The organism is Candidatus Bathyarchaeota archaeon, from assembly GCA_026014725.1.
Classification (GTDB): Archaea; Thermoproteota; Bathyarchaeia; order Bathyarchaeales; family Bathycorpusculaceae; genus Bathycorpusculum.
Genome location: JAOZHV010000059.1, coordinates 23,662 through 46,951 on the forward strand (window position 1 = coordinate 23,662; position 23,290 = coordinate 46,951).

Genomic DNA, 23,290 nt, shown 5'->3' on the forward strand with positions numbered 1-23,290 from the left:
AATGAATAGTAAGGGTCAGTTTTCTATTATTGCTGCTCTGCTGGTAGCTTTGGTGTTGGTTGGTGCTGTTGTTTCTACTTATTCTGCAATACGTTACAGTGTCGTCCAAGAGCAACCTCAAATTTTAAGCGTGTCTGACGAAACGAATCTGGCTGTTAAAGAAATGTTGGGTTTCACTGTTGGCTATTATGGTTCAGTGTTAAAAGTCACTGGAAACCAGACGTACGCTCAAGAATTAGCCACCGACTACCTTAAGAGCGGGCTAATAAACATGGACGCAGTCAATCCAGAATGGGGCTTAACAATTAATGTTACCGATTTGGCACTGGCGGCAAACTGGTTTACAAACCGAAGTTACAGCCAGGGCAACGCAACCGTTACCTATGACTTGAAGGGATTAGGCATGACGGGCGTTAGTTACTCGGCTTCAATACGGTTAGACGTTCAGATATTAGAGGAAGAATCTAACGATAAGGCGCGGTTAACTATTCTCACGGATGATGGTAAACCGCTAATTAACCTTGGGAAGAGCAATTTTAACTTTTACCGTTATGATAATGAAACTTCGACTTGGGGTTTAGTTCAGCCAGATAGAGTATTGTCTTACGCTGATGGAACATACTTGATTGATCTCCCCGATGGGGTGCGTGGAAGCAGCTATGACGTTGAGATTAAGGATAACCGTGGACTAATGGTCATTGCCTCATCCTACAACAAAATTACTTCTACAGTAACATGGAACGCCACAGGGTTTAGCCAAGAACACAACTACGTAGATAGTGCTAGCGACGGTATAGGCACTCATAGTGATTTTACTGCTCAACAAGCAGACCCAAACAACATTTATGACCGTTTAACCGAAGCCTATACTGGAACAGTAACAGTTGATAATTATCCGAGTGGTTGGAACCCTCTAGGCTCAACAACTAATGTCTCGGGCTCCCTTGCAGATTTACAGAGTGATAATGGTGTTTACATGCAACTGAGAAGCCACCCTGCCGCATACAATACAATAAATTTTGACAGCCAAAACAGTGAAGTTTCAACGAGTGGCAATTCAATTTCATGGACTCATACGACGAGCGCAGGTAGCGATAGAATTTTGCTGGTGGCAATAGATATATTTCGAGCTTCTGGCGGAAGCCCTACAACGATTACCAGTATCACTTATGGCGGGACAGCTTTAACTCCGTTAGCAACCGCTGTGTATGATAGTAATCCACGGGTTCGCAGCTATGTTTACTACCTGTTGAATCCAGCTTCAGGAACAAGGACAATTAGTGTTAACTTTGCAAGCTCAACTTATGCAGTTGGCGGCTCCATAACGTATACAAATGTTGATCAGACGACACCTTTTCTTACAAGCAATACTAACACTGGGTCAGGAACAAGCCAATCAGTTACCGTAACAGCTGTAGGCGAACACACCAAGGTTCTTTTTGGCCACTTAGCCTCTTATAGAACATCAAGTCCAAGCGCATATACTGTTACTGATGGACAACCACCCACTCGTTGGTCAGAAACTGATCAACTATACAAGGGGTTTGGAAGTGACAAAACAGTAACAAGCGGTTTAGTATCTACAACATGGAGCACCAGCAGAGAGGCAAGTTGGGTTGCTATAGCGGTGCTTCTACAACCAACCGCATTGGCTGGGGCTTCTTATATTTGCGATGCAGAATTTACTGGTTCATCAAACACAGAAACTTGGAACAATCTGGTTTGGACTATAGATGCGGCAGCAACAACAAGTGATGCAAGTGCAACTTATCAATTATACAATTACAGAACAGGACAATACGTGACAGTTGGAGATGGCTACTTAACAGACACTTTAGGAACAGAGGATACTACTAAAACTCAAACCATAACCTCAAGCTTAACCGATTTTAGAGATGCTTCGGGAAATTGGAAACTAAAAGTTTCTACAAACGCAACAACTCAATTTGACTTAAAACTTGACTTGATGAAATACAGCATCAACCAAGATAATTACCAACTAAACCTTGAAGAGCACTGGGTAAATATCAATGCAACGAATCTTCGCCAAGATTTATGCATAAAAACAGGCGCAATGGGTTCAGAGCCCCTGATAGTACAAGTGTGGGGTGGGGGGTCTTGGCATAATCTGATGACTCTTATTCCTAATCACTTCAACAATGTTTCTCTTGTACCGTACATTGAATCATCGAGTCTTACCATCCGTTTTGTAGGAGGCAATGATGAAGCCGACTCCACATCTGACAACTGGGACATTGATTCTGTTTTTATTAAGGATCAACCTGATGTCAATTTTCTTATTAACCTGCAAGAATCAACTTTTACACTTGAGGTTCTCCAGAACGGCACCATGCGCTGGCTAGGGCAAAACATGGAATCAACAACTGAAACAGTGCCTATTCCTCCTGTTCCAGTCAAAGCAATCCACGTTAACCAGACCTTCGTGAACGGCACAAACAAGGAAGTGCCTTTTCAAGTGGAAGATTGGGCTTCACAATATCAAATCCCGCTGGGCTTAACCAGTAACACCACGGTTTTCAGCAACAGGCAAATGATTGTTTTCCTCTTAGACTATACAGTTACAAGCTTTACGATTTGGTGGGACGGCAGCGACTCAGCTGTACAAACTCCACTAGCTTACACTAACAATTATTTCACCTATAATGAGAATTCAAAGACCTTAAATAATGGTAGACTCAGTCTCGTGTTTTCGTCAACTGGTTTTGTCTTAAACTCAACAGTTGGCAGTGTGACAAGTACTTCAACATTAATGCGAATAAATACCAAATTAGACACCACAGACCCTGAATTGTCTTTTCCGATAGCATATGGTATAGTTAGGGACATCGTGCTTGGAGAAGCTGAATACTCAGGCGGCATAACCAATTGCCCAAACACTTATACCAACATTGTTATCACGTTGCCAGCCCGCGTTACCTATTACACCTATCAGTTGCGGGTTATGTTCCTAAGCGCATCGTCAAGAACCATCTCAGATTTATGCCCAGTTAAACTAACAACAAACCTAAGCCCCGTCCAAACACAAACTGAGAACGGTACTCTTGCTGACTTTCCAATCGTTCAAAATGGTACTGGCTTATTCTCTGACTATGCGAGTGGGGGACATACTGCTCATCATTGGAGCCAATTCATCACAGACACAGGTCAAGGCACAGGCATTATGTTTACAAATAAATATAGAGAGAAACTCTACGCATTCGATACTATAGCTGGAAGCCCTACAGGTGCACTGAACGTAAATTCTGGTAGTCGTCTAATTGAATTGCTCCCTGTAAGCAGTTTAAAGCCCGCTTCTTTTACGTACGCATACGATATTACTTGGCATGGTGCTGTGGCAACTTTTGATGGCACAACACCCATCTGCAGCATGTACGATGGAACCACGCCGACTGGTCTTTGGCTATTAGTCGAGTATCCGCCTACGTTGACAGTTACCGCCGCAAAGTAGACTCATAAAGTAAATCAAAAAAAGAGTTGTTTTGTTTGTTCTGCTTGCAGTTTGCTCTACAACCAGCCTCCAACGTATCCCAGACGCAGCATCAAAAAATCAACGCACAGCAAAGCCTGATAGAAGATGATGAATAAGGGCACTACTTTCTTCTTCTAACACTAAAAAACAAAGCCGCCCGCTCAAAAATTTGATCTACTGCATAGTGCTTAAGCGTTTGTATTATCTAATAGTTACCGACAAATTCTTATTAGCCCAAACCGCAAAGCTTTCTTAGCGCAGAGTAGAAACGTGGAGGCACAAAAAATCGAAGCAACACAAACAGTCCTGATTGCAGCAAGCATCGCAGTTTCCTTAGGCGTACTGTGCTACGCTTCATGGAGAGACTACAAAAGCCGCGAAGTCAGCAACAAAGTCTGGATAATCTACGCACCCATAGCACTCGCGCTGTCCTTGGCACAAATGGTTTTTGACCCTTCACAGTTACCCTACTTTGCCCTAAGCTTCGGCGTAACCTCAGGCTTAGCGCTATTGCTGTTTTACGCGGGCGGCTTCGGCGGCGCCGACTCAAAAGCACTCATGTGCATCGCCCTTGCTTTGCCCTTTGCCCCCATAGCGTTGGTCACACCCATTTTTGCCTTCGGCGTCTCACCGATTTCCCAAATCATCTACCCCATCACAATCTTCGGCAACGCTGTGCTGTTCGCAGCGGCAAGCGGCATATACATGATAGCACGCAATATAGTGTGGCACAGAAAGCACGGCGTAAAAATGTTCGCAGGCACCCTCGCGTCTGAGTCAATCGGAAAAAAACTGCTTATACTAATCACGGGATATAAAACCACGGTTACAAAGCTAAAGGAAACATGGCACATTTTCCCCATGGAAGACATCCAAGAAGACGGCAACACCAACGAATTAAAACGCAAACTATTGGTTGTCCCGCATGACGAAGGGCGCGAAAAAATCGTTGAACGACTATCCAACGCCATTGAATCTGGAAAAATTGACGCATACGTGTGGGCAACACCAGGGTTACCCATGCTTATCTTTGTAACCTTAGGCCTAATCGTTGCACTGCTTTTCGGAGATTTAGTTTGGCTTTTCGTCCGCTTTATTTTTAGCTAAAACAAAAAGATTTTCAAAGCCATTTTCGCTACGTTTTGAATACGAGATTGCAGCAGTAGTCATGAAAACTGCACCAAAAGCCACTGAGGCAAGACCGTAACCACGGTACGGGTAAGAGGCTGCATCTAAACTGGCAACCACTTGGCTCTCTGCCGCCACTAAATCTTGAGTGGCATATGAATAGAAGAACGCACTTACAACAAACAAACAAATCGCAACTAGCAAAGTACAGACTTCTGCTTTATATTTCAAACCCTTCTTGCCCCTCTCTTCAGACTGCCTGTTAGCTTACATTTAAAATCAAAAGGTTATTTTAGCTTTTTGGAAATAACAGTTACCGGAGCCCCTCATGTCCATGCGCCCATGCAAAAAAGAGCTTGAAAACTTTCTAGAGAACAGAAAACCTAAAGAATGCAGAGTCGTGGTTATGCCTGACTTTTTTTTGGACAGGTTCATCAGCTTACCGTGGGGCACCGCCGAATTCACAACATTAATAAATCAAGTAGTTAAGCGCAAGGGCGGCAGCATCGACGGCATTTCCCAAGTCGACATGCAGGGAGGAAACTCCATCAATGTCGCCTCAGCCATCGCCAACTTAGGCGCGAAGGTTATACCGATAATTTGTACAAGCGAATACGGTTCACAGCAAATAAAACACCACCTAAAAACCGCCCAAGTTGATACATCGCACATAAAAATCTTCGATAAGGCGTCAGTGACGACTGCGCTTGAGTTCCAAACGCAAGACATGAAGACGAACGTTATGTTGCGGGATGTGGGGTCGCTGGCAGATTTTGGTCCAGCAAACCTTGACCATGACGATTATAAGCTGATTGAAGAGGCAGATTATGTTTGTCTCTTTAACTGGGCTGGAACATTAAAATTTGGTACAGCGCTGGCACAGGCGGTTTTTGGCAGGGTAAAACAGCGCGGCAGAGGCAAGACTTACTATGCTACGGCAGACCCTACGCCTAACGCTGATGGTATTAGTGGTTTGATGGAGAATGTTCTAAAGACTGATATCGTAGACATTTTGAGTGTCAACGAGAATGAAGCTGTTACCTACGCAGCTCTGCTTGATGAAGGCTTGAACGAGAAAAAGCGACATGTAGGTTTTGCGGAGTTAGCGCTGGAGGCAGCTCGCGTTTTGGCTAAGCGTTTGTCTGCGCGAATCGATTTGCACACTACCGCTTTCTCTGCCACGCTCCATGGGGAAAAGGAGGCGGTGGTGCCAACGTTCAAGGTTGAACCTTTGCGTGCGACAGGTGCTGGTGATGCTTGGGATGCTGGAAACATCACAGGCGATTGGAATGCTCTTTCGGACGAGTGCCGTTTGATGTTGGCGAATGCTGTTTCTGCCTGTTACCTCTTAGATTCAGAAGGCAAGCATCCGAACAAAAACAAACTTTTGAGTTTCCTTAGGAGTACCGCTTGAGGTTTATGCAAATTATTTTAAGTCGCTAACACTCTACCATGCAAATAATACAGTAAAGGCGGTGTGGATGGCTAAACTGTTTGGAAGTTCAGGCGTTAGAGGCCTAGCAAACGTTGATTTAACTCCTAATCTCGCTTACAGGGTTGCTTCAGCCGTAGCAACGCATGCCAAAGCAAAAAGAGCGGTGGTTGCCCGAGACACGCGGGTTTCAGGATGCATGATTGAGGGTGCGCTAGTTTCAGGTTTGCTTTCTTGCGGCGTGGATGTTTTGCTTGCGGGTATGGTACCAACGCCTGTTTTAGCTTACACGACTAAAGCAGTGTCGGCTGATGTGGGTTTTATGCTTACGGCGTCTCATAATCCGCCTCAGTACAACGGCATTAAAGTGTTTAAGAGCGACAGTCTATCTTACACTGACGAAGACCAAGATGCCGTGGAAAAAATTGTAGCTGAAGGGCGCTTTGCGTTGGCTGATTGGCGGTGTCTCGGTAAAACCGTGCCTGTAGATGCTGCACAAATTTATTTGGATATGGCAAAGAGAGCGGTTGCCCTAAAGCGTCAGTGGAACGTGGTTGTTGACGCGGGGTGTGGTGCCACTTTTAGTGTTGCTCCAAAACTGCTCAAAGCCTTAGGGTGCAAAGTAACTGCTCTTAACTCTCAACCAGACGGGCACTTTCCAGCCAGAAAATCCGAACCGACAGCTGAATCGCTCAAGGACTTGGCGAATGTCGTTAAAACGCTTGGTGCTGACATAGGCGTTGCCTTTGACGGTGATGGCGACCGCGTTGCCTTCGTTGATGAATGCGGGGTTTTTGTTGATTTTGACCGCTCGCTTGCTGCTTACGTCGCTTTTGCTCTTAAGCGGGCTGGTGGCGGGATGATTGTGACTAATGTTGAGGCGTCAATGTGTGTGGAAACGATGGCACAAAAATACGGCGGAAAAGTTGTGAGGACACGGGTCGGCGACATCTACATCTCAGAGGCCATAAAGCGTGATGGAGCGATGTTTGGTGGCGAGCCTTGTGGCGCTTGGGTGCATCCGAAGCTTCACTTTTGTCCTGATGGACCGCTTTCTGCAGCGCTGTTTTTGGCGGCTTTGGAAGATGAGGATAAGAATGTTTCTGAGTTTGTGGGTGAAGTCCCAGAGTACAGTACGTTGCGAAAAAACATTGCTTGTAGGAATGACCGTAAATATAGGGTGGTAGATGAACTCGGCGGGGTTCTCAAGGCTGAATTTCCCGATTACACCGATTTCTCCACTGTTGATGGTGCGCGTTTAGCTCTCAAAAATGGTTGGTTACTTCTTAGGGCTTCAGGCACCGAACCACTTATTCGTTTGACGGTTGAGGGTGAATCTTTGAGTGCGGCAAAGGATATAACTCAAAAGGCAACAGCACTAATACAAAGACAAGTCGAGGCACAATAAAATGAAGGCTGTATTATTAGCGGCTGGCGCGGGTGAAAGGCTGATGCCGATAACGGCAACTCGCCCCAAGCACCTCATTAAGGTCGGGGGAAAACCGATCTTGCAGTTTTGCCTTGAAGCAGTAAAGAAGGCAGGAATAGACGAGGCTATAATCGTTACTCACTACATGGGTGAGGCTATCCGCAAATATTTTGGTGACGGCAAAGCGCTTGGTTTGCGCTTGAGTTATGTGGAGCAGAAAGCTATTTTGGGTACGGGTAACGCCGCAAGCGTGGCTGAACCGCATATTGAGGGAGATTTTGTTCTGGTTTATGGTGATTTGCTTTTCGGTCAAGACGCCGTTAAGGATGTGCTCTCAAAGTTCAAGGGCGGAAAAACCGTTGCCGTGATGGGCGTAGTACTAGTTGATAAGCCAGAAAACTACGGCATAATCGAGCTGGATACAGATAAGAAGGTTAAGTGCATTGTAGAGAAGCCACCTGCTGGAAAAGAGCCGTCGAATTTGGCTAACGCAGGAGTCTATGTTTTCTCGAAAGAAATTTTTGATGTGTTAAGGAAGACTAAAGCTTCAGTTCGTGGAGAATGGGAACTCACTGATGCCATAACTATGCTTGCAAGCGAAGGCAAAACGGTTCTTGCAACGCAACTCTCCAAGGATGACTGGTTTGATGTAGGTAGACCGTGGGACTTGCTGGACGCTAACGTTTGGGCACTAAAACGCATGGAGCACCGCGTGTTGGGCACTGTGGAGCAGGGTGCGCATTTGATTGGTCCTGTTTCAGTGGCGGAGTCTGCGCGGATTCGTTCAGGCGCTTACATCGAAGGTCCAGCATTCATAGATGAAGAAGCTGATGTTGGACCAAACTGCTACATCCGACCGTGTACAAGTTTAGGCAGAAAAGTTCGTGTTGGCAACGCTTGCGAAGTGAAGAATAGCATCATAATGGACGGCACCCATGTCGGGCATCTCTCTTATGTCGGCGACAGTATCCTTGGCGAAAAATGCAACCTTGGTGCAGGAACCATAACAGCGAATTTGCGTTTGGATGATGGCCACGTTAAAATGATAATCAAGGACAAACTTGTTGACACTGGAAGGCGCAAATTAGGTGCAATTTTTGGCGATAATGTTAAAACAGGCATCAAATCGCTTTTTATGCCAGGCGTAAAGGTGGGCGAGAACAGTTTGGTTGGAGCCAACTTTATGGTTGAGAGAGATTTGCCAGCAAACTCGAGGGCGTTTCTAAAACAGAGCGGCGAAATAAAGCAAAAGAAATAATCAAGATAGCCCTCACAGTGGGTGAGTTCTAATGTCTGAAAAAACGCCTGAAGAATTATTGCGTGAATTTGTTAAGAAATACTATGCCTTCTTTCAGGGCATGTATACTGACGAAAATAAAATGCTTGATTATGGTTTCAAATTCATTGATGCATACAATTCCTTTTAAAGGGCATTTGACGATTTTGTCAGCATCTCAGAATATTACAGACTCCTTAAACGACTAACGCCAGAATCTAATACTACGCCTAATGTCTTGGAAGACTTGTTTAAGCCCAAACCCAACTTCGATTGCATCAAGTTAGTAATGATAATATCGCTCATTGAGAAACTCAGTTCAGGTAAAGATTACATTGATTTCTCAACATGGGTTAAGAACAATCATCTCACTGACAAGAAGATACTGAAAGCTTGGGCTGACTACAACAAAGAATATGGATGTAGTCAAAAGTTCAGAAACTTTTTCTTGAACGAAACTTATATTACTAAAGCTGAGCAGATATCACTCCTAAAATCAGTGACTTATTTTATAATGGATGATAACGGAACTCTCTGCAATGTGGCGCTCTTTTGCTATGACAAAGAGCGGTGTAAGGCAGAGCGCTTCGGATGCACTTTTACTTCGTCTGAGGACTGCGAAGCTTATAAAGATGACAACATCCGAAAGAAAGGCATGAAAGAATTCGCAACCTTTCTTTATTCGATGCGTAATGGGTTTGTCCACGATGCTAATCTTATCCGCCTATCCGAAGAATCAATGGGTACAACAGCTCTCCTTTGGGATTTTGTTCCATACAAGTTTCACTACATCAGCAGAAACGACTACAAGGGACATGTACTTATGACATTGAGCGTCACAAGTCTTGAGAAGATAATGGATCGAAATTTAAAGAAACTTCTAGATAATTATCTCCTCATGAGGAAAAGCTCGCGTTAAATCCTTGCTCTGAATTAATGGTTTTTCTCTTTTTATAGAGCTCTAATTTTTCATTTAAAAGTAGTGATTTTAATGGCTTCTAAGTCGTTGTAAATATAAATAAGGGGCTGTAGACTGCGCAAGGTAGATTACTATCGGTATTCAGTGCGTAAAAAATCCAAAAAGGGCTAGAATAAACCAAAAAAGACCTAAATTGCATTTCCAATAGAAGCGAAACCTTCTCTGCGCTATCTTTTTTGCATTCTATTTATATTAAAGATAAATAGTTGTAGTGCAATCTCATAAAACAATTAAGGAGAAAAAGAAAATTGTCTGTAGCGCAAAGAAAATACTTCACTGAAGTAGCAGCATTGGCAGAAAAAACTGTAGCTGTAACCACAACAACAGGAAAAACCTTCAACGGCACCCTCGTAGGCATAAACCCTGACAATTTAAGCCTCACACTAGCTGACGTTAAAGACGAAACAGGAAAACTCCTCAACCGACTAGTCCTAAACGGCTCCATCGTCATGTCTATTTCCAGCGCAGAAAAACCCTTCGACCTCAAAGCCCTCGCACAACGACTAGAAAAAGTCTTCCCAACAATGGTTAAACTCTACGAAGACAAGGGCTTCATCTGGGTCATGGATAAAGTCAAACTTACAGAAAAAGGCGTCACGGAAGGCTCAGGACCTGCCGCTGACCGCGTACAAAGAGTTTACGAGCAATTCATGAGCGAAGTCAAAGCCTAAATAAACCAGCGCAGTTGCTGCTCCTCTTTCTTCTTTTCTTCTGTGATACTTCGAATAATACCAAACGACTCAAGCATCAATTTAATCTCGTTACCCGTAGCTTCTAACTCAGACAAATCAACATCCAACTTCAGGTATTTGCCAACTAAATCTAGTGCGTACTTCGCAGCGTTCACATCAGGGTCCATCCCAGGAGTATCCACCAAAAGCGAGAAACCCTTCATATCCCTAATTTTAGCCAGCCCAACCGATAAACCAGCAATACCAAACACATGACCAACCATAACCTTCGTGCCCAAATCCAATGCTTCCTGCATAGTCTCCAAATCCGTCGCCGTACTGTAAACACCTGGCACAGCCTGCGCCTCATCCTTCTTGAAGCCACCAATAGAAATTACAAAGCGGCAACCTAACTCCTGCGCAATGTCGAGCACTTTACCCACTAACTCGTACTGACCAACCGTCGTCAACGCCTGCGTGTTACCATACCAAATGATCAAATCACGCTTGCCTTCGCCTCGTTTAGCATAATAGAGTTCGTTTATAGGTGAACGTGCACTGCCATCTCCAGTAGTAACAGCGAAATCTTGAAATGCAGATGAAAATAATTGTGCAAACTTTTTCGCTTTTAGTTGTTTAATTAAGTGTAAAGCTGCAATGTTAGCCACAAACCCGATGCCAGGCAACCCTTCAATGAGAATTGGGTCGTTTAGTTCTGGTTTTTCACTTATGTCAATTGAGCAGACCACGGTTATGCCTCTCTTGCGTATTTAGATATTGCATAATGATATAAGGATGCCTAATCCGAAGGAAACTGGGACAAAATAAGAGGCTCACCCAAACTTCGGGCTTAATTTTGGCAAAATTATAAATCCACCAAGAAAGCCACAAGTTAGCGGTGTAAATGGTGCGAAAGCTAGCATATACAATTCTCATGATTATTCTTGTCGGGTCGTTCCTGTTTTTAGGCTTTGGACGCGCAAGTACTCCTATCAGCGGAGTAGTTACCTCAAACACGGTTTGGACATGGGAAAGCAGTCCTTATGTGCTTACAGGCGACCTAACTGTTAACAGCGGGGTAACTTTAACCATAGAACCAGGGGTCATTGTCGATTTTAGCTCATACAAGCTACAGGTAAACGGAGCCTTAAACGCGCAAGGAACCAGTGCTAACAAGGTACTTTTCTCAAGCAACGGCTATTCAAATCAAAAAATTGAGTTGAGAGGCTCTGGCAGCATAATCGATAACGTAATCATATCATCAGTACCACTGATAATTAGCGATTCTTCACCTATAATAAGCAACAGTTACATCACAAGCAACTCCGCAGAACCCATCACAGTGAACGGTGGCGCTCCAACAATAAGCAACAATGTGATAAAATTCAGCGCCACAGCTGACGGAATCCACGTGAATTCAGGCTCACCAACAATCATCGACAATATAATTGCTGGTCAGGGGCACTACTGCGGAATCTACACCCAAGGCACGGCATACATCTCAAACAACAAAATCACCAATTGCTGGACAGGTATTCATGCAGTAGGACAAACAAACATACAGCAAAACATCATCATGAATAATGTGAATGATGGAATAAAAAGCGAGAACTCAGCCTCATTCATTGAAAGAAACGCCCTTGCCAACAACAAGTGCGGCATAGGCGGGACAGGAACCATCCAATACAACACCATAACAGGCAACGAAGTGGGAATTTGGGGGCCACTCTCTACAGCCGTAATCACTAACAACAACATCTACAGCAATTTCAACGCAACATCAGGTATAACCCAGAACGTTCACCTCACAGAAACATACGACATCACAGTTACAAACAACTGGTGGGGGACGACAGTCGCATCAGCGATTAGTCAAACACTTTGGGATTACAAAAACGACTCAATCAATTTGGGCAACGCAATTTACCAACCATACCTAACCCAACCCAACCCCCAAGCACCTTCAGTTCCAACAGGAATCGCTGTGCCAACATCTCCACCGACGCCACCGCCATACTCGCCAACATCATCACCCAGCGAAACACCTACATACACACCAACAGAAGAACCAACACAGACACCTTACCAATACACTCCAAACCCTGAACAAACACCCATGATAGTAGGGACCCCAGACCCAATTATCGGTCAACCGGACACTGATTTGCTGGGCGTAATCGTTATTCTCTCAGCCGTAATAGCTTCGGTTACCATTATCCTGCTGATTAATAGAAAATTCACAAGAAGCAAAAAAGCTACGGTAAACTAAGCCTAAATTTTTTATAAGCGAGCAATGCTTCTTGTGTAGGTTTCACCTTGAGCTTTGAAATAAAAGAAAAAGACCTCCTAGGCAGAATCGGCAAACTAAAAACCAAAAGCGGAACAGTGGAAACGCCCCTGCTTTTTCCAGTAATCAACCCCAGCATACAGCCGATTCCGCCTAAAAGACTCAAGGAAACATTCGGTTTCCAAGCAATCATAACGAACGCTTACATCCTAAAAAAACGCTACCAAAACAAGCCCATAGATGTAGGCTTGCATAAATTCCTTGACTTTGACGGGGCAGTGATGACTGATTCAGGAGCCTACCAAATCCTCGTTTACGGCGAAGTAGAAGTTACCCAGAAAGAAATAGTGGCTTACCAAGAAGGCATCGGCAGCGACATCGCCACTATTCTTGACATCCCAACAGGCTGGAAAGTAACCAAGGAACAGGCAAAAGTTACGGTGGCAGAAACCCTGAGACGAGCCAAAGCGTTCTTTAAAACTAAAAGTCGAGATGACATTCTTTGGGTTGGACCAGTGCAAGGTGGACGGCATTTGGATTTGGTGGCGAATTCAGCGGTAGAAATGGGAAAGCTACCTTTTCAAATTCACGCTTTAGGCAGCCCAACTGAAGTCATGGAAAGCTATCGCTATGACGTGTTAGCGGATATGATTTTAACTGCCAAGAAAGGCATACCCATAGAGCGACCGCTGCACTTGTTTGGTGCTGGTCACCCCTCAATGTTCGCTTTAGCTGTGGCGTTGGGCTGTGACCTCTTTGACTCAGCCGCTTATGCATTATACGCTCGAGAAAACCGTTACATGACGGAAAACGGCACATGGCGAGTGGAAGAACTTGACTATTTTCCCTGCAGTTGCCCCCAATGCTCCACAGAAACGCCAAGAGGCTTAGAGCACAAAACACCCAAGGAAAGGCAAGTCTTCTTAGCCGAACACAACCTTCACGTATGCGTAGCTGAATTAAAGCGTATCAAACAAGCTATCCGAGAAGGCAGACTCTGGGAACACACAGAAATGCGAGTTCACGCTCACCCCGCATTGCTCTCAGCCCTAAAACGTCTACGCAACCACGAAGACTTCCTTGAAAAAATCAGCCCCACCGTGAAGGGAAGCGGATTCTTCTACTTTGACTCGGTTGGACTTGCAAGACCAGAAATCACCCGTTATCGCAAACGCTTAAGCGAACGCTACACGCCTCCTGAAGGCGCAAAAGTGCTTCTGCTTGTGCCGCAGACCAGAAATAAGCCCTTCCATAAAGCTCCAGAATTCAAAAAAATCAGGCAACTCTTTAGGAACTTGGGCGAACTTGCCACAAAGGTTCACGTTTGCGTTTATGCTGCACCATTTGGCGTTGTACCATTGGAGCTGGATGAGGTTTATCCGCTTTCTCAGCATGATACCGCGTTGCCTCTCGACTTGGAAACTATCGGTTATGTGGCAGACCAAACTGTGGAGTACATCAAGCGCAGTAGCTATCGAAGAGTCGTGTTGCTAAACGATAGAAAACTCTGGGGCGACAGCGTTAAGGAGGCGTGCAGTTCAGCGTGCAAGACGAAGCTGTTGATGTTTGATAGTGTCGAGGAAAATGTTGAATCGCCCAAAGAACTCTTGACTAATCTGGAGCGTAGCTTGCGTAAGCAACTACCATAGATTTGCCGCTTAGATCTAAAGTTATCGAAAGGAAAAAGAAAAGAATAAATGAGGTTATTAGTGGGGTAAGTTAAAGCCCAGATACTCCTACAGCTTTGGATTGAATTTGCAATTTATTGGCAGTCATCGCTATTTAGCATTAAAACTTGAGGATCCTAACTAAGAAACAAAAAAAAGGGACTCAAACCGCCTTTATAGCAGGCAAACAGTCGCCTTTAAAAAGAGGTAGCAAGTAGCCGGCATGACCCTATGGAAAAACGTTCGACTACCCAACATATGTGCAAACTGCTGAGAACTAAGAACAGTGAACTGATTAAAATCCTCCCGATACTATCCAAAACAAAAGTCTATCTCGTTTAGAAAACAATTAACGCTGAACTCTTCAAGTTATTAAAAATTAACTAATCAATTCGCACAGATATGATTTTAATTCATCAGAATTTATTCTAATATTCTCGAGTGTTTTTTTCCCTTTTACAGTTATTGCGAACATCCGCGTGGCTCTATTTGGTAACTTCTCAATATAACCTATTTTTTCTAGTCTTTCAAAAACTGGGTAGATAGTTCCAGCACTGATATAAACCAAGTGTTTTTTAACCAAAACCTCGGTAATAAATGGCACGCTCGCTACACGTATACTATCAATCTCTTTTAATACGGCAAACTCTAGAAAAGCTTTCAGCAATTTCGATTTTGCAACCTGTAATGGAATAATCTTATTTTTAGTTAGGGATTGTGAAGAATCCGAGTTAGAATCTATGACTTTCATGTTCATGCCAGACCACTGGATTACTTTCCCGCTATCTGTTTGAAGCACGGTCTATTAAGTCATTTATCATAAATAGCGACAAATTAGATTTATAGTTTACTATAATTACGCTTTCACATATATACGCCTTAAAAATAATGAGTATTTTTAAGAAAAATGTTAACTCAAGTTTCCATTGAGAGGAATTTAGACTTTATCCACAACTTTGAAATCATCCGTTGGCACTGATCGGTTATGCGCTCTACAATAGCATTACTTAGGTAGTCCTGCACAACAGATTATCGCTAATTAATAGCGCTTCTATGTAATGCAGACGTTTTTTAATAATAAAGGAAAAAGGAAAAGCTCAATCGAACCGGCCGGCATTCCGTTCGAGTTGAGTGTTGCAGCCTGTACAATATCCTCTGTATTGGAATGTGTATCTATAATTCATAATACAATAAGTATAGTCCCAAAGATGGTCAGAGCAGTCAAATAGGTGCGACGCTTCGTGCTGGAAAAGATTTTCTACCGGATAGTAAAATGGCCAACTGCCGATGGTTACATCCATCACGAAATGGCGTCCCATCTGATTTGCAAGCCCGAGGATTTGACTATTACCACTAGAACCTCCATATTGACCTGACATTAGCACCATTACGTCACAGCCGACGCCGGTCGGGTCAACTCCATCTATTAGATCCAACAACCCATAATAATCCATATAATCCGGTGAATCCCAATAACAAATGTAATTCCATTCTGTTTGAAAATCAATTCCATATGGCACCTCCAAATAATCGTCACCGCCCTCTAGGATATTATCTGCCCAAATGCAACAGTGGAGCCACGTAACATGCCAAGGATCAAAGCTTACATAGTAAGCTACTGCTTCTTCATCAAGGATTATTATTGTTTTTACGGGCTGTGGGTCTGAATCCAATTGCATTTGTTCGCTATTCTTGGATACGACTTGAACTGAAATCTGATTAGGAGTAAAGTATCCAGGGAAACTCGACAATCTAAGTATATCTTCTCTAGTCATCTGTTCCTTGTTCGCAGCAGGCATTTCCCAAGCATCAGCTATCTGAACGAATGCGTCATTCTCGTCACTAGCACTCTCGAGTGTTGATGCTATTGGAAATAACTCCTCGAATTTCGGCGCATTGGACACGATTGTTTCTGTTATTTTTTCGATGTTCGGAGTTAGGGTTGATGCTTGGACAAGTGGAAAGATTGCCAGCGTAACAAAAAAAAAGAGTTATAAGGGCAAGAAATTTTTTGAATTTTAATTTTATTCCCAAAGTTTTCACCTTTTTTACACTTTTTTATGCTTCTGATATATAAAATATTGAGATGAATTCGAAATCCGACTCCTCTCTTGAATCGGTTGTAATCTGTGCGCTTAAATACTCTCTCGACTTAGCGACCAATTTTCCACCGGTTTTCAAGCAAACCCATGTTTTGTACATGTACTCAAAATTATGGCTAAAAGTATACAAGGGCTAAAGTTGATAATATGCCTAAACATGCTAACCGCTTAGGCAACCATTAATCATTAACAATTATTTTGGATATATTAAATAGTAAATTATTTATAGCTAAAATCTCAAATATTGATTTATGCTCAAGGAAGCAAGTGTAATCATATTTGTAATTTGTTGTGTGTTCTCAATTATTCCACTGACTTGGATATCGTATCCTAGTCCTATTGGTCTCCTCTTGTCTATTGCTCTACTTTTCACTGTTTTGTTTTATGCTGTATATGACGTTAAGAAACTGTATTACAATAAGGAATATCACTTAGCTAAGAATTTTATTCTTTTTCTGATTCTTTCAATCACGCTTTCTTTTATCATACTAATAATGGTATGGCGATACTTTATACCTCCAACCGTACAATTTATTTTTATATCAATAGGGTTTTGAGAAACTATTTCTACTTCAATCACCATAACTGTGACATAACTTGCACCAAACTCATGGTTATGGAGATGGAAAAATCGAACCATTAGGCGCCGACTTACATATACATACAGTCTACTCTGCCGATTCACTTATCCAACCAAAAATGCTCGTTGACATGCTGGTTGCCCACAACTTCATCAAAGTTGCAGCCGTAACAGACCACGACAGTGTACGCGGTTGCCGACCTACAATGCAGTTAGCATCAGCTTATCCTGACATCTTGGTGATTCCAGGCGTTGAAATCAGCACATTGTACGGTGATGTTGTGGTTTTGGGTACCGAAGAGTTGCCGCCTAAGCCATGGACACCTGAAGCTGTGGTTGATTTCGCCAAGTCAGTCGGCGGGGTTTCAATTGTTGCTCATCCTTACCGAGAGTATGGCATGGGTGATAGAGCCAGAAACTACAAAGTTGACGCCATTGAGGTTCTTAACGGTGGCTCCACCCAAGCGGCGAATCATCAGGCTAAAGAACTTGCCAAAAGCATGGGCTTGCCCGGCACAGCTGGCAGCGATGCGCATCAAGTTTCCGAGTTGTTTAGTGTCTGCTCAAAAATTGAGGCATCCCTTAATGTTGATGATATTTTAAAGGCAATTCGGAAAGGTTCAGTTTCAGCGCAGCCGTCAAAAGGGTCAATACATTTTTAAAAGGGCATAGTTAATTTTAAACTGTTAAATGTAAGGATTGGTTTAATTGCAAGTTTCGTTTTTAGGCGGAGCAAGAGAAGTTGGCAGAATTGGCATAGCTGTAAAGTCAGCGAAGACCCAAGTGGTGCTTGACTACGGCGTAATGCTTGATAATGAACCTGGGTTTCCTATGCATGTGCCGCCTAAAGATGTTGACGCGTTGATTCTGACTCATAGTCACCTTGACCATTCAGGCGCCATCCCCATCTTCTACATCAACGACAAAAAACCACTCTACACTAACAAGCTCAATCTGGAACTGTCTCAACTTCTTATTCAAGACTTTATTCACCTGTCAAGTTACTATTTGCCATTCGAATATCTGGAACTAAAAACAATGATGCGCAGCAACAAGCACCTTGACTTTGGCGTCGCAGAAACCCTTGGCGATATGAAGTTTAAGCTCATGAATGCTGGGCACACTCCAGGAAGCGCTTCAGTCCTCATTGAAGCTGACGGCAAAAAAATCCTCTACACAGGCGACTTCAATATGGAGGAAAGTAAACTTTTGGCTGGTGCAACCATGGATTATGGCGATTTGGATGCAGTCATCATCGAGAGCACATATGCTGATTCTGACCACACAGAGCGGTTGGAGCTTGAGCGACAGTTTGTGGAAGCATGCACTGACGTAGTTGAGATGGGTGGAACGGTTTTGGTACCCTCGTTTGGCGTTGGGCGCTCGCAAGAGATGGCATGCATTTTAGCAGCACATCACTTTGAATATCCAGTTATTCTAGACGGCATGACGCGTGAAGCAAGTCGCATAATAATGAATTACAAGGAATTTTTGAAAGACCCGCGGTTATTCATGAATGCTATGCACTCACTGGATTGGGTTGAAGGCTGGCGCGACCGACGCAAAGCAGCTAAAAATCCGGGCGTGATTATTTCAACTGCTGGTATGTTAAAGGGTGGTCCCGCAGCCTTTTATCTCTCAAAACTGGGTAAAAAAGCAACTAACGCGGTCTTTTTGGTTAGTTATCAGATTCCGGGTACACCTGGACGTGAATTAATGGAGAAGGGCGTCTGCACAATTGATGGAAAAGTGCGGAAGATTAAGGCGCAGTATCGGCACTTTGATTTCAGTTCCCATTGTGGTGCCAGTATGTTAAAGGAGGCGTTGCGACGTTTGGGCGGTAAGCCTAAAGTATTTGCTGTTCATGGTGCCGAGGGCAACTGTGAATTGCTTGCGAACTGGGCTCATAACGAGTTGGGTTTGGACGCTGTTGCACCCCGAACAGGTGAAACCTACCAAATTTAGGCAAACGCTATGAAAATTGGTATTTTGCGTTTTGGGCAGGTCGTGCCCGAGGTTTTAAGTGGTGTAGCACAAGGTTTAGTTAGAACTTTTCCTGACACCTCTTGCGAAATTGTTGGGAAAGTTTTGCCTGTACCTCAACAAGCGTTTGATACAAAGCGTAATCAATACCGTTCAGGCATGCTTCTCGAATTGACAAGGGCTTTTGCGGCTGGCCAAGCTCAGTTTGACTGTGTTTTAGGTGTAGTTAATGCAGATATTTTTGTCGCTGGACTGAACTATGTTTTTGGTGAAGCATACACTCCTGGACACGCAGCAGTGATTTCTCTCTGGCGGTTGCGCCCTGAATTTTATGGCGAACAACCTAATCCGGCGCTATATGTTTTGCGCGCACTTAAGGAGGCAGTACATGAAGTTGGGCATACGTTGGGTTTACAGCACTGCACCCGTTCCTTGTGTGTTATGCATTTTTCTAATTCTATTTTTGACACGGATAAAAAGCAAAGCTTCTTTTGTGACCGATGCTATTTGCATGCATCAATAGCGATAAATAATGTCGGGTAATCGGTGTGACTGAGCAAGTTAAACCTGAGCAGACAGCTAAAGAGCACGATAAATTCAAGTTTGAAATAATCTATCTCATGCCCATACTGGCAAGCATGCTCTTTGGATTAGTGTGTGCTTATATTTTGTTGCCTCAGCAGTCATCAGCTATTCCTGTGACGCCGATTCCTGAGGATACGCCTGGTGCACCTTTAGGTAACGCTATTTACTTCGTTATTCTCATTGCCATTAGTGCGACTGTGTTTTACATTTTGCTTCAGCGTCGTAGTAAACGCATTATTAAGGGGTTAATTGTGATGGCAATGTCAGCCGCCTCTTTGCTGCTGTCACTAGTTTACTTATCAGCAATTTTCGCTCACTTCCCAAAAATTGGTATAAGTTGGGACTACGTGATAATTCCTCTTTCAATCGTAGTTATGGTTCTCTTTAATGTTGCTATCTTCCGCTTTGGCAGCGTGGCACGTAACGTAGCAGTAGTTGGTTTAGGTGGGGCTCTGGGGGTTTTCTTTGGCTTTTCAGTTCCATTATGGAGTGCCATTTTAATTTTGGCTTTCTTAGCAGTTTACGATGTGTTTGCGGTCTATAGGGGTCCAGTAGGCAAGATTGCAGAGCATGGGCTTGACCAGCTTCAGGGTTTAAGCTTCGCGTTTAAAGATATTCAGATGGGATTAGGCGACTTAGTGTTCTACTCGATGCTACTTGGTGCAGTATTTTTCAATTTTTCAGGAATCCTGCCAACCATTTTGGCAATAGTCGGTATACTAATAGGGTCAATTCTAACCTTTTTCATGCTTGAGAAGAAGGGGATTTTCCCAGGGTTGCCTTTTCCAATTATGCTGGGGTTAGCTTTGGGTTTAATCACTGGCTTCTTGCTGTAAGTTGAAAGTCCTTAATCTACTGTTCAAAATAATAGGAGAGTGATGTCTTTGCTGGAAAAATCGACTGTGGCTATCGTTCAGGGCAAGAGGGGGCATGAACCCGTTTTCAAAGCGCTGGATCTAATTGATTACGAGACGGCACTGAAGGGTTACAGTAGGGTTCTCATAAAAGTTAACTTTATCACGACCAAGACATGGGACACGGGTGCAACAACTGACCCCATTGTTGTTGAAGCCATAATTCAAAAACTCAAGCACTTGCCCGTAGAGGTTATCGTTGTTGAATCTGATGCCACCATTACTGACGCTAACAAGGCTTTCGAAGCTACAGGAATGGCTATGATGTGCAAAACTAACGGCGTTGAATTCCTCAACTTGCGATACGTTAAGGATAAAGTAAAAATCGCCGTACTCAACGGCGAATGCCTAAAAGACATCACGGTACCCCGAATCGTCAAAGAATCCGCCATAATCAGCGCTGCCAAACTAAAAACCCACAACTCCACAAAGGTGACCTTGGGAATGAAAAACATGTTCGGCTTGCTTCCAGAAAAGTTCAAAGCCAAATATCATGCTAAAGGCATAAGCAAAGTTGTAGCAGACATAAACACAGTCTTAAAACCCACCCTAACTGTTATCGACGGTTTCGTCGGCATGGAAGGCGACGGACCAGTCAACGGCACCCCCGTCAAGATGAACCTAATTATCGCAGGCAAAGACCCAGTCGCCACCGATGCCACAGCAGCAAGAGTTATGGGGTTTGACCCACATGAAATCCGCCACATAAGAACAGCCCATCAAAAAGCGCTCGGTAATATTGACAATATAGAAGTCGTCGGTGCAAAACTGGAAGACATCACACGATTGTTCAAGAGAAAATAAAAGAAAAAATGTTGACGCTATAGAACAGCAAAATACACGTTTTAATTGTGCTTTATCAGTAGATCAAGATTTTTGTTTGGTTTTGTTTTTTTGGTAGTAGAAGAAGAAACGCTTGCCCTTATTCTTCATCTTCTCTGGGGCTTGGCGGTGTAGCGTGTTCTTGTTTTAGCGTTTGTTTCGGGTTGCAGGCTGGTTGTGGCAAATTGTACAAAAGCAGAGCAACTGTTTTTTGATCTACTATATATAGGAGGATAGGGGGTAGGTGCAGAGCAGCAAAAGGTCAGCAACATCTCATTACTCACAGTTACTCAAAACAAAGCATCTAAAAAGCCCTAAAGGTTTAAGTGCAACATCCATACTTATTCTGCCAAGGTGAAATAAAGAAATGCCAACTCACGGTTCATTATCGAAAGCTGGAAAAGTCCGTTCGCAAACACCAAAAATCCAAGCTCAAGAGCGAACAGCCCCAAATCCTAAGGCCCGAAGCAGACGCAACTATGAAAAACGCGTAATTCTGCAACGAAAACCAGGACAAAACTGGATGTAAACCAACACAAATAAGCTTCTTAACCCTAACTTAAAATTTTACAGCACAACCCACTCGCTGAAGAACTAGCAACAAAAACCAAAAATAAATAAAAAAATGTTTATTTAAGTACTCTCAGCAGGCTTCTCGGCAGTTTTTTCCTCAGATGGTTGAGTTGGAGTAGCGGCTGGTTCGTTGGAAGATGCAGAAGCAGCGGGAGTAGCCTCAGTGGGGGTATTAGTTTGCGTAGGCGCATTTGCGGTTGGCGGTGGCGCTTCAGGTTTTTGCTCTGCTGGTGGCTGGTTTTCAGGCGTGCTCGATAAAATCTGGATTTTTTCTGCCATCGGATGTAAAAGGTCGGGTGGAGGGTATGGTGTGTTTAGGTTTGAGGATAGTATGTAGATTGAGTTGAAAACATGCTGGTAGATGGTGAAGAGTATTTGCGGAATCTTCGTGTTTGGGTTAACTTCGAGCTTTTTCCGTATATCATCAGGTTTACCACCGAGCGTCACCGAACCAGTGATTGAATATTTAACAACGTTTGGTTTTGTAGAGATTGAAAGAGCAAAGTTTAGCATTACTTGGTTGGTCTCTTTTTTCTGCTCTTCTATTTTTGCGTTAACATCAAAAAACAGTTCTTCTTTCGTGGAGTACACACCTGTGCGTTCGCCCTGTAGACTATTTAGGGTTATGGAAACGGTAACTCCCGAGACAGAATACTGTGGGTTAACGGCGGATTCCTCTCTTCACATCATTTCTGTTATTTTAATATTTAACTTTTGTATAAAGCTAACACGTTAACCTACCATGAAAATGGTCGATTTCGTGTGGATGTCAGCTGCCACTGTAATATGCTGGTATGGAAAGCTCTGTCATAAATTTGAATGCTTCATCTCCTTTAGTATTGGCTTTTTGTTTGAGCACTATTTTCTTGGGAATATTCTCTTCGAGATAAACAATGTAATCAACTGTTGTTCCTAAACCCAGACGAGCCAGTTGCTGAATGGTGACTTTGAACTTATCGTACTCCTGAATCTTTGCTTTTATTTTTTCGATTGCCTCAAAAAGTATCTCTGTTTGCCCCTGCTCGGTAAATGATATCGCTACGTCTCCTGCTTGCACCCAATGTGAAGGCTCTTCTTGTCCCTTGGCGCCTTTGCCGCCTTTCTTTTTTTCAGGTTCTGGCGGCTTCTTTGATTGGGAGCGGAGAGTTTTTTGCAGGGCCATTGATTTTTGGTACCATTCTTCGTTTTTGTGGGCACTCTCGCAATCTCTCAGTACTGTTCCTAGCCATTGGCTGTAATCGTCAAACAGTGATTTGTACTGATTTGTTTGGTTTATGATAAACTCTGTTATGTCTTTTAGTGAACTAAATGTGTGGATTTCGGTTCCCAAGCGTTTCAACTCTCAATGAATACGGTTAGCTTTAGTTGTTAG

At 43.5% G+C, this 23,290-nt stretch carries 23 protein-coding genes; 16 read left to right on the forward strand and 7 right to left on the reverse strand.

The window, feature by feature from the left end:
• Position 1: 1 nt before the first annotated feature.
• Together NWE95_12040 and NWE95_12045 are read left to right on the forward strand one after the other, a co-directional pair.
• The gene (locus NWE95_12040) at positions 2-3,469 is read left to right on the forward strand and encodes a hypothetical protein (GenBank protein MCW4004630.1); all 3,468 of its coding nucleotides are present in this window, start codon (positions 2-4) and stop codon (positions 3,467-3,469) included.
• Positions 3,470-3,760: 291 nt separating this feature from the next.
• Positions 3,761-4,597, forward strand: coding sequence for a prepilin peptidase (locus tag NWE95_12045; GenBank protein MCW4004631.1), 837 nt, complete (start codon positions 3,761-3,763; stop codon positions 4,595-4,597).
• Here the strand turns inward: NWE95_12045 and NWE95_12050 are convergent.
• Positions 4,562-4,849 carry a hypothetical protein gene (locus NWE95_12050; GenBank protein ID MCW4004632.1) on the reverse strand — a complete coding sequence of 96 codons (288 nt, stop codon included), beginning with the start codon at positions 4,847-4,849 and terminating at the stop codon, positions 4,562-4,564. The genes NWE95_12045 and NWE95_12050 overlap by 36 nt on opposite strands.
• Before the next feature lie 97 nt (positions 4,850-4,946).
• Between NWE95_12050 and NWE95_12055 the strand changes: the two genes are divergently transcribed.
• The 6 genes from NWE95_12055 to NWE95_12080 all read left to right on the forward strand — a co-directional run bounded on the left by NWE95_12055 (position 4,947) and on the right by NWE95_12080 (position 10,405).
• A complete protein-coding gene (locus NWE95_12055; protein ID MCW4004633.1) occupies positions 4,947-6,032 on the forward strand; it encodes a carbohydrate kinase family protein in 1,086 nt (361 codons plus the stop codon).
• 67 nt (positions 6,033-6,099) lie between these two features.
• Entirely contained in the window at positions 6,100-7,458 is a 1,359-nt protein-coding gene (glmM, locus tag NWE95_12060; GenBank protein ID MCW4004634.1) for a phosphoglucosamine mutase, read from the forward strand.
• Position 7,459: 1 nt separating this feature from the next.
• Positions 7,460-8,737, forward strand: a complete 1,278-nt coding sequence (locus NWE95_12065) for a sugar phosphate nucleotidyltransferase (GenBank protein ID MCW4004635.1) — start codon at positions 7,460-7,462, stop codon at positions 8,735-8,737.
• A gap of 31 nt (positions 8,738-8,768) precedes the next feature.
• The gene (locus NWE95_12070; GenBank protein ID MCW4004636.1) at positions 8,769-8,906 is read left to right on the forward strand and encodes a hypothetical protein; all 138 of its coding nucleotides are present in this window, start codon (positions 8,769-8,771) and stop codon (positions 8,904-8,906) included.
• Between the two features lie 87 nt (positions 8,907-8,993).
• Entirely contained in the window at positions 8,994-9,674 is a 681-nt protein-coding gene (locus NWE95_12075; protein MCW4004637.1) for a PAS domain-containing protein, read from the forward strand.
• Between the two features lie 308 nt (positions 9,675-9,982).
• Positions 9,983-10,405: an Lsm family RNA-binding protein gene (locus tag NWE95_12080; protein MCW4004638.1), complete on the forward strand. Its 423-nt coding sequence runs from the start codon at positions 9,983-9,985 to the stop codon at positions 10,403-10,405.
• On the opposite strand, the gene NWE95_12085 is transcribed toward NWE95_12080, so the two are convergent.
• Positions 10,402-11,154, reverse strand: a complete 753-nt coding sequence (locus NWE95_12085; protein ID MCW4004639.1) for a PAC2 family protein — start codon at positions 11,152-11,154, stop codon at positions 10,402-10,404. The genes NWE95_12080 and NWE95_12085 overlap by 4 nt on opposite strands.
• 155 nt (positions 11,155-11,309) lie before the next feature.
• On the opposite strand from NWE95_12085, the gene NWE95_12090 reads away from it, so the two are divergent.
• Positions 11,310-12,674: a right-handed parallel beta-helix repeat-containing protein gene (locus tag NWE95_12090; protein MCW4004640.1), complete on the forward strand. Its 1,365-nt coding sequence runs from the start codon at positions 11,310-11,312 to the stop codon at positions 12,672-12,674.
• A 47-nt stretch (positions 12,675-12,721) separates the two neighbouring features.
• A complete protein-coding gene (gene tgtA / locus NWE95_12095; protein ID MCW4004641.1) occupies positions 12,722-14,341 on the forward strand; it encodes a tRNA guanosine(15) transglycosylase TgtA in 1,620 nt (539 codons plus the stop codon).
• A gap of 397 nt (positions 14,342-14,738) precedes the next feature.
• Here the strand turns inward: tgtA and NWE95_12100 are convergent, their stop codons facing one another.
• From NWE95_12100 to NWE95_12110, 3 genes are all read right to left on the reverse strand, one after another.
• Positions 14,739-15,116: a PadR family transcriptional regulator gene (locus NWE95_12100; protein ID MCW4004642.1), complete on the reverse strand. Its 378-nt coding sequence runs from the start codon at positions 15,114-15,116 to the stop codon at positions 14,739-14,741.
• A gap of 340 nt (positions 15,117-15,456) precedes the next feature.
• On the reverse strand, positions 15,457-16,263 hold the full coding sequence (locus tag NWE95_12105) for a hypothetical protein (GenBank protein MCW4004643.1): 807 nt from the start codon (positions 16,261-16,263) through the stop codon (positions 15,457-15,459).
• 625 nt (positions 16,264-16,888) lie between these two features.
• Positions 16,889-17,044, reverse strand: coding sequence for a hypothetical protein (locus NWE95_12110; protein MCW4004644.1), 156 nt, complete (start codon positions 17,042-17,044; stop codon positions 16,889-16,891).
• Positions 17,045-17,058: 14 nt separating this feature from the next.
• On the opposite strand from NWE95_12110, the gene NWE95_12115 reads away from it, so the two are divergent.
• The 6 genes from NWE95_12115 to NWE95_12140 all read left to right on the forward strand — a co-directional run bounded on the left by NWE95_12115 (position 17,059) and on the right by NWE95_12140 (position 21,874).
• The gene (locus NWE95_12115; protein MCW4004645.1) at positions 17,059-17,703 is read left to right on the forward strand and encodes a CehA/McbA family metallohydrolase; all 645 of its coding nucleotides are present in this window, start codon (positions 17,059-17,061) and stop codon (positions 17,701-17,703) included.
• Positions 17,704-17,749: 46 nt separating this feature from the next.
• Entirely contained in the window at positions 17,750-19,006 is a 1,257-nt protein-coding gene (locus tag NWE95_12120; protein ID MCW4004646.1) for an MBL fold metallo-hydrolase, read from the forward strand.
• A gap of 9 nt (positions 19,007-19,015) precedes the next feature.
• Positions 19,016-19,567 carry an archaemetzincin family Zn-dependent metalloprotease gene (locus tag NWE95_12125; GenBank protein MCW4004647.1) on the forward strand — a complete coding sequence of 184 codons (552 nt, stop codon included), beginning with the start codon at positions 19,016-19,018 and terminating at the stop codon, positions 19,565-19,567.
• A 5-nt stretch (positions 19,568-19,572) separates the two neighbouring features.
• Positions 19,573-20,445: a presenilin gene (locus NWE95_12130; GenBank protein MCW4004648.1), complete on the forward strand. Its 873-nt coding sequence runs from the start codon at positions 19,573-19,575 to the stop codon at positions 20,443-20,445.
• Positions 20,446-20,493: 48 nt separating this feature from the next.
• Positions 20,494-21,327 (forward strand): DUF362 domain-containing protein, encoded by an 834-nt coding sequence (locus tag NWE95_12135; GenBank protein MCW4004649.1) that lies wholly within the window; start codon positions 20,494-20,496, stop codon positions 21,325-21,327.
• Between the two features lie 385 nt (positions 21,328-21,712).
• Positions 21,713-21,874 carry a 30S ribosomal protein S30e gene (locus NWE95_12140; protein ID MCW4004650.1) on the forward strand — a complete coding sequence of 54 codons (162 nt, stop codon included), beginning with the start codon at positions 21,713-21,715 and terminating at the stop codon, positions 21,872-21,874.
• A gap of 104 nt (positions 21,875-21,978) precedes the next feature.
• Here NWE95_12140 and NWE95_12145 read toward each other — a convergent pair whose 3' ends face one another.
• Together NWE95_12145 and NWE95_12150 are read right to left on the reverse strand one after the other, a co-directional pair.
• A complete protein-coding gene (locus NWE95_12145) occupies positions 21,979-22,509 on the reverse strand; it encodes a hypothetical protein (GenBank protein ID MCW4004651.1) in 531 nt (176 codons plus the stop codon).
• 178 nt (positions 22,510-22,687) lie between these two features.
• On the reverse strand, positions 22,688-23,248 hold the full coding sequence (locus NWE95_12150) for a hypothetical protein (protein ID MCW4004652.1): 561 nt from the start codon (positions 23,246-23,248) through the stop codon (positions 22,688-22,690).
• Between the last annotated feature and the right edge of the window lie 42 nt (positions 23,249-23,290).